Here is a 6,235-nt window from a genome sequence, read left to right on the forward strand (position 1 = left end):
GTTTCGCCGCGCTCTTCTTCGCCGCGCCGCTCGCGGCAGCGCTGCCGCTTTTCGCCGCCGCTGCGCCCGCTTTCGACGACGCTTTCTCTACCGCGCCGCTACCCGCGCGAGCCGGCGTGCGCGCCGGCTTGGCGGCGGCAGCCGACGCTGCCGCACTGGTTTGAGACGCAGACCGTTTAGCCGGCGCCTTCGTGGCCGTTGCCATCCTGCCTCCTGCCTGGCGAGTCGATCAGAGGGAAGTACGAGGTGCGCTCACACGCGCCGCCACTCGGTCAACCCGCCGGGTTTGTCTTCAAGGGCAACACCGGCCTCGAGCAACTCGGCCCGGATCCGGTCTGCTGCCGCATAGTCCTTTGCCTGCTTGGCCGCTACGCGCGCGGCGATCTTCGCTTCGATCGCGGCGGGTTCGAGCGCGCCGTCGGCTGCAGCACCCGCTGCCTGCTGCAGGTATGCACGCGGCTCGCGCCCGAGCAGCCCGAGCACCGCGCCCAGCGCTCGCAATTGGCGGGCCAGCGCGGGCTCGCGCGTGCGATTCACTTCCGTTGCCAGTTCGAACAGCACCGATACCGCCACCGGCGTGTTGAAGTCGTCGTTCATGGCCGCCTGGAAACGCTGCGCATGCGCTTCGCTCCAGTCGAGCGCCGCCGCATCCGGCGCGACGTCTTTCAACGCGGTGTACAAACGCGCGAGTGCGTTGCGTGCGTCGTCGATATGCACGTCGCTGTAATTCAGCGGCGAGCGGTAATGCGCACGCGCGATGAAGAAGCGCACCACCTCCGCATCGTACTGCGCGAGCACCTCGCGAATCGTAAAAAAATTGTTCAACGACTTCGACATCTTCTCATTGTCGATCTGCACGTAGCCGTTGTGCATCCAGTAATTGACGAACCTTTGTCCGGTCGCGCCCTCGCTTTGCGCGATCTCGTTTTCATGGTGCGGAAACTGCAGGTCCTGGCCGCCGCCGTGAATGTCGAACTGTGCGCCGAGCAGCGTGCAGCCCATCGCCGAACATTCGATATGCCAGCCCGGACGGCCGCGCCCGTACTTCGAATCCCAGCCGGTGTCGGCGGGTTCTTCCGGCTTCGCCTGCTTCCACAGCACGAAGTCGAGCGGGTCTTCCTTCGCGTCGTTGGCCGCAACGCGTTCGCCCGCGCGCAGGTCTTCGAGCGACTTGCCCGAAAGCTTGCCGTAGCCCGCGAATTTGCGCACCGCATAGTTGACGTCGCCGTCGCTCGCCTGGTAGGCGTAGCCGTTCGCCTCGAGCTTCTCGATCATGCCGAGCATCTGCGGAATGAAGTCGGTCGCGCGCGGTTCGATGTCGGGACGCGCGATGCCGAGCGCGTCCGCGTCTTCGTGCAGCGCGGCAATGAAGCGATCGGTCAGCGACTTGATGGTCTCGCCGTTCTCGACGGCGCGGCGGATGATCTTGTCGTCGATGTCGGTGATATTGCGCACGTAAGTCACGTCGTAGCCGAGCGTGCGCAACCAGCGCTGCACGATGTCGAACACGACCATGACCCGCGCATGACCGACGTGACAATAGTCGTACACGGTCATCCCGCAGACGTACATCCGCACGACGCCCGGCTGCAGCGGCACGAAAGTTTGCTTGTCACGCGCGAGCGTGTTGTAGATGCGCAGAGATTCCATAGAGAGCGGTGCGTGGGCCGAAAGAAGTCCGCATTGTGCTTCTGCGCGCCGCGACCCGTGAACGAACAGGACAACGGGTGCGTCGCATACAGCTAAAACCGGCGCACCTCGTGCGGCGGTCAGGCTGCAGACGAGACTGCGAACCAGGCGGAGACGGCCACGAGTGGCGAAAAGACAGTCGGCGGTTCGACGGAACGCGCAGACCTTTTGTTAGAATGGCTCGGAGTATAACATCCAGACCTGAGCCTATGAAACACTCCAGCGGCCGCGCGCGCAGCGCTGCGACCCTCGCCGCGTCTACGTTTGGCGGCGTTGTCGGCGGTGCGACTTTCGAAGCGGCGCGCACTCTCGCGTTGCGTGTCACGGTGGCCGCGGCGCTCGCCGTCGTGCCGCTCGCAAGCGCCTATGCGCAGAAGGCCGCGGTCATGCCGCAAGGCCCTGCCGTGCGCGACAACACGCCGGAAATCGACACCTCGATCGAGCAGAAAAACTGGCAAGCCGCGCTGACCCAGCTCGATGCGCGCATCGCCTCGAATCCGCACGACGCGCAGGCCAGGTTCAAACGCGGCACGGTGCTTGCGCATCTCGGCCGCGACGACGAAGCGATCACCGCGTTCATCGAACTCACGCAGCTCTACCCCGAGCTTCCCGAGCCGTACAACAACCTCGCGACGCTGTACGCGAAGCACGGCCGCCTGAGCGAGGCGCGCGCCGCGCTCGAAACGGCCGTCCAGGTCAATCCGAACTACGGCCTCGCCTACGAGAACCTCGGCGACGTCTATCTGCGCATGGCCAATGAAGCGTATCGCCGCGCGCAGGGCCTCGGCAAGGCGAGCGCGACGACCACGCAGCGTCTCGCCGACATCCAGAAGATCATCACGCCGCCCGCCGCGCGCAAGTCGGCGCAGCCGGCCGCCGCCACGCTGCCTGACGACTACACCGCGCGCGCCACCTCGAACATGACGCAAACGCCGAGCTTCCAGTTCGGCGGCGCGAACGGCTCGCTCGCCATGCCGCCGTACATGGCGCCGTCGCACTGACACCGGCTAACACCGGCTCGCTGCCGGCAGCCCGTTTTCTCCAACCTCGAGGATCTTCATGAAATGGTTGATGTTGGCGCTCGGCAGCGCCGCCCTGATCGCCAACGCCCCTGTCTTCGCGCAGTCCGGGTCGCCGGCCGGCGCGCAAGCCGCGCATCCGTCCGTTCTGCTCAAGACGTCGGAAGGCGACATCCGCGTCGAGCTGTATCCCGAGAAAGCGCCGAAAACGGTCGCGAATTTTCTCGACTACGTGAAGGCCGGGCAGTACAGCGGCACGATCTTTCATCGCGTGATTCCGGGCTTCATGATTCAGGGCGGCGGCTATACGCAGAGCTTCGCCGAGAAGCCGACGCGCGCGCCGATTCCGCTCGAAAGCCGTAACGGCCTGAAGAACACCACGGGCACGATCGCGATGGCGCGCACGAGCGATCCGAATTCGGCCACGGCGCAGTTCTTCATCAACACGGTGGACAACGCCAATCTCGACTACCCGAATCCGGACGGCAACGGCTACGCGGTGTTCGGCAAGGTCACGAGCGGCATGGACGTCGTGAAGCGCATCGAAGCCACGCCCACCACCACGCGCGGCCCGATGAGCAACGTGCCGCAAAAGCCGGTCGTGATCCAGTCGGCTACCGTCGTGAGCAAGTAATCCACACGCCCCGGCACGGCCTCGCGTCAATGCCTGACGACATGCCGCGCCTTTTTTCCAACCCGTTCATCAAAGGATTCCATCATGGTTGAACTGCATACGAACCACGGCGTCATCAAACTCGAACTCGACGCTGAAAAAGCGCCCAAGTCAGTCGAGAACTTCCTCAACTACGTGAAGGCCGGCCACTACGACAACACGGTGTTCCACCGCGTGATCGACGGCTTCATGATCCAGGGCGGCGGCTTCGAACCCGGCATGAAGCAAAAGCCGACGGCCGAGCCGATCAACAACGAAGCGAACAACGGCCTGAAGAACGTCAGCGGCTCGATCGCGATGGCACGCACGAACGACCCGCATTCGGCGACCGCGCAATTCTTCATCAACGTGAACGACAACGACTTCCTGAACCACTCGTCGCCGACGCCGCAAGGCTGGGGCTACGCGGTGTTCGGCAAGGTCGTCGACGGCATGGACGTGGTCGAGAAGATCAAGAAGGTCAAGACCGGTTCGAAGGGCTTCCACCAGGACGTGCCGGTCGACGACGTGGTGATCGAGAAGGCCGTGGTGGTCGGCTGAAACGCCGCCGACATCACTCAGGCATCGACTCGTTTGAACTGAAATCAGGCACCTTCAATGCTGCAAGAGACGCCGCTGCGAAGCGTCGCCGCGGGCGTGCCTGGCGAGGGCCAACGCCCGCACGCCGCACGCCCGTTTTTCTTTATCTCCGATCTGCATCTGAGCGAGGCGATCCCGCGCACGGTCGCCGCGTTCGAGCACTTCATCCGCGTGACCGCCCAGGAGGCGGACTCGGTGTTCATTCTCGGCGACCTGTTCGAATACTGGGTCGGCGACGACATGCTCGGCGAGCCGTTCGTCGCGCGCATGACGGCCTTGCTGCACACGCTGTCGGAGCGCGGCATCGCGCTCTACATCATGCACGGCAACCGCGACTTCCTGCTCGGCAAGCGCTTCATGAAAGCGGCCGGCGCGATCTGGCTGCCCGATCCGTTCGTGATTACCGCGTTCGGCCTGCGCGTTGCGCTCGCGCACGGCGATCGCCTCTGCACCGCGGATCGCGGCTATCAACTGTTCAGGCGTTTCGCGCGCAATCATGTCGCGCAGATGCTGTTTCTCGCGTGGCCGTTCCGCTGGCGGCGCAAGCTCGCCGAAAACATGCGCGCCAAGAGCGAGCATGGCCGGCTGCGGCCGGTATCGGTCAAGTATGACGTGACGCCCAAAGGTGTCGCCGCGCTCTTCAAGACGTCGAAAACGACGACCATGATTCATGGGCATACGCACCGGCCCGCGCGGCATCGCGAGCCGGGCGGCACGCGCTGGGTTCTGCCGGATTGGGACCTCGATCACGGCCCGCGCCGCGGCGGGTATCTGCGGATCGATGGCGACGGGATTCGAGCGTTGCCGCTCGATTGAAACGGCGATGTTGCAGCCGCGCGCTGAATTCGCGTGAATCGGCGCGAAGCCATGCGAACCCCGATGAGCCTGCGTAGTCCGGCGCGCATTCGCGGCACCGGACATGGAACGACGATCAGCGCTGCGCGACCGCGCCTTCCACCTTCCCCGCAATCGCGGCCGACAAACGCCGCAAATCGAGCAACGCCGCGTCTGCGCCTTCGAGCCCTTCGAGACTCGTGCCGAGCCGCTCGAGCGCATCGACGATCTCGTCGATGCGTCGTGACTGCGTGGCCGCATGATCGATCAGGCCGTGAATCGCGAGCGACACCGGATCGTCCGCATTCGGCGTGATGCCGTAGGCGCAGAACGCGCTCTTTTCCGCCGCGCGTTTGGCGTCGCGCGCGGCGCCATTCGACTCGGCAGCTTGCGTGGCGACCGCGCTCGGGACCGTCGACGCAGCAGCTGCCGGCACGATGATCCGCGCCGGATTGCCGACCGCCGTGCCGCGTGCGGGCACCGGTTTCGTGACGACCGCGTTCGAGCCGATCTTCGCCTCCGCGCCGACCGTGAAACCGCCGAGCACCTTCGCGCCCGCGCCGACGATCACGCCGCGCTCGAGCGTCGGATGCCGCTTCGCACCGCGCGTGAGCGACGTGCCGCCGAGCGTCACGCCCTGGTAGATCGTGCAGTCGTCGCCGACCTGCGCGGTTTCGCCGATCACGACGCCCATGCCGTGATCGATGAACACGCGCCGCCCGAGCGTCGCGCCGGGATGGATTTCGATGCCGGTCATGAAGCGCGCCATCTGCGAGACGAAGCGCGCAAGCCAGCGGCGCCTCGCGCGCCAGCACGCATGCGCGAAGCGGTGCAACACGAGCGCGTGCAGCCCCGGATAACACGTGAGCACTTCCCATGCGCTGCGGGCGGCGGGATCGCGCTCGCGGATCGTGGCGATATCTTCGCGAAGTCTCGTGAACATGGCAGGGACGGTGTTGTGAGGGAAAAACCGTCCGCGTTGTTTTGCGCGCTGCCTGCTGCATTGCGCGCTACGCATGACGGTGCGGCTGCCGTTTAGCACGGTGGCCGCTTTGCTTCGTATGTTTTGTGGATTGTAGGGCGATTGCGCGAAACCTGCCGGAAGCCCACGCTGCCCGCAAGGTCGTCCGCAGGCGAGGGCGGCGCCGGGATGTGCGTGGTCCGCCGCCGTGCTTCGCCGCCGTAATACGCCTTGCCCGGCTGCTCAGTCGGTTCGCTTCGTCTTGAGCAGGATGTGCTTGGCGATGCCGCGCACGATGTTGACCTCTTCGCGCTCGAGCCCCGAACGCGCGAACAGCCGCCGCAGCCGCGACATCAGCTTCTTCGGATTGGCCGGATCGAGAAATTCGAGCGCGACGAGCGCGCTTTCGAGATGCGTGAACATGCTCTCGATTTCGTCGCTGGCCGCCAGTTGCGCGCGCGCGCCGGCGGGCTCGCGCTG

At 65.4% G+C, this 6,235-nt stretch carries 6 protein-coding genes and 1 pseudogene; 4 read left to right on the forward strand and 3 right to left on the reverse strand.

What is annotated here, in order from left to right; all coding sequences use genetic code 11:
* Positions 1–252: 252 nt before the first annotated feature.
* Complete coding sequence (cysS, locus tag G3N58_RS33100) at positions 253–1,650, reverse strand: cysteine--tRNA ligase (protein WP_167285818.1); 1,398 nt, start codon at positions 1,648–1,650, stop codon at positions 253–255.
* A 248-nt stretch (positions 1,651–1,898) separates the two neighbouring features.
* Here cysS and G3N58_RS33105 point away from each other — a divergent pair, with 248 nt between their 5' ends.
* From G3N58_RS33105 to G3N58_RS33120, 4 genes are all read left to right on the forward strand, one after another.
* Positions 1,899–2,690 (forward strand): tetratricopeptide repeat protein, encoded by a 792-nt coding sequence (locus G3N58_RS33105; protein ID WP_167045014.1) that lies wholly within the window; start codon positions 1,899–1,901, stop codon positions 2,688–2,690.
* A 58-nt stretch (positions 2,691–2,748) separates the two neighbouring features.
* Positions 2,749–3,342 (forward strand): peptidylprolyl isomerase, encoded by a 594-nt coding sequence (locus tag G3N58_RS33110; RefSeq protein WP_167045011.1) that lies wholly within the window; start codon positions 2,749–2,751, stop codon positions 3,340–3,342.
* 84 nt (positions 3,343–3,426) lie between these two features.
* Positions 3,427–3,921: a peptidylprolyl isomerase gene (locus tag G3N58_RS33115; RefSeq protein ID WP_167045008.1), complete on the forward strand. Its 495-nt coding sequence runs from the start codon at positions 3,427–3,429 to the stop codon at positions 3,919–3,921.
* 57 nt (positions 3,922–3,978) lie between these two features.
* Complete coding sequence (locus tag G3N58_RS33120; protein WP_167285817.1) at positions 3,979–4,776, forward strand: UDP-2,3-diacylglucosamine diphosphatase; 798 nt, start codon at positions 3,979–3,981, stop codon at positions 4,774–4,776.
* 115 nt (positions 4,777–4,891) lie between these two features.
* On the opposite strand, the gene cysE is transcribed toward G3N58_RS33120, so the two are convergent.
* Both cysE and G3N58_RS33130 read right to left on the reverse strand, forming a co-directional pair.
* A complete protein-coding gene (gene cysE / locus G3N58_RS33125; RefSeq protein WP_167045002.1) occupies positions 4,892–5,737 on the reverse strand; it encodes a serine O-acetyltransferase in 846 nt (281 codons plus the stop codon).
* Positions 5,738–5,998: 261 nt separating this feature from the next.
* Positions 5,999–6,235: pseudogene (locus tag G3N58_RS33130) on the reverse strand (RNA methyltransferase); the annotation flags it as partial.

The organism is Paraburkholderia sp. Ac-20342 (assembly GCF_017104985.1).
GTDB lineage: Bacteria > Pseudomonadota > Gammaproteobacteria > Burkholderiales > Burkholderiaceae > Paraburkholderia.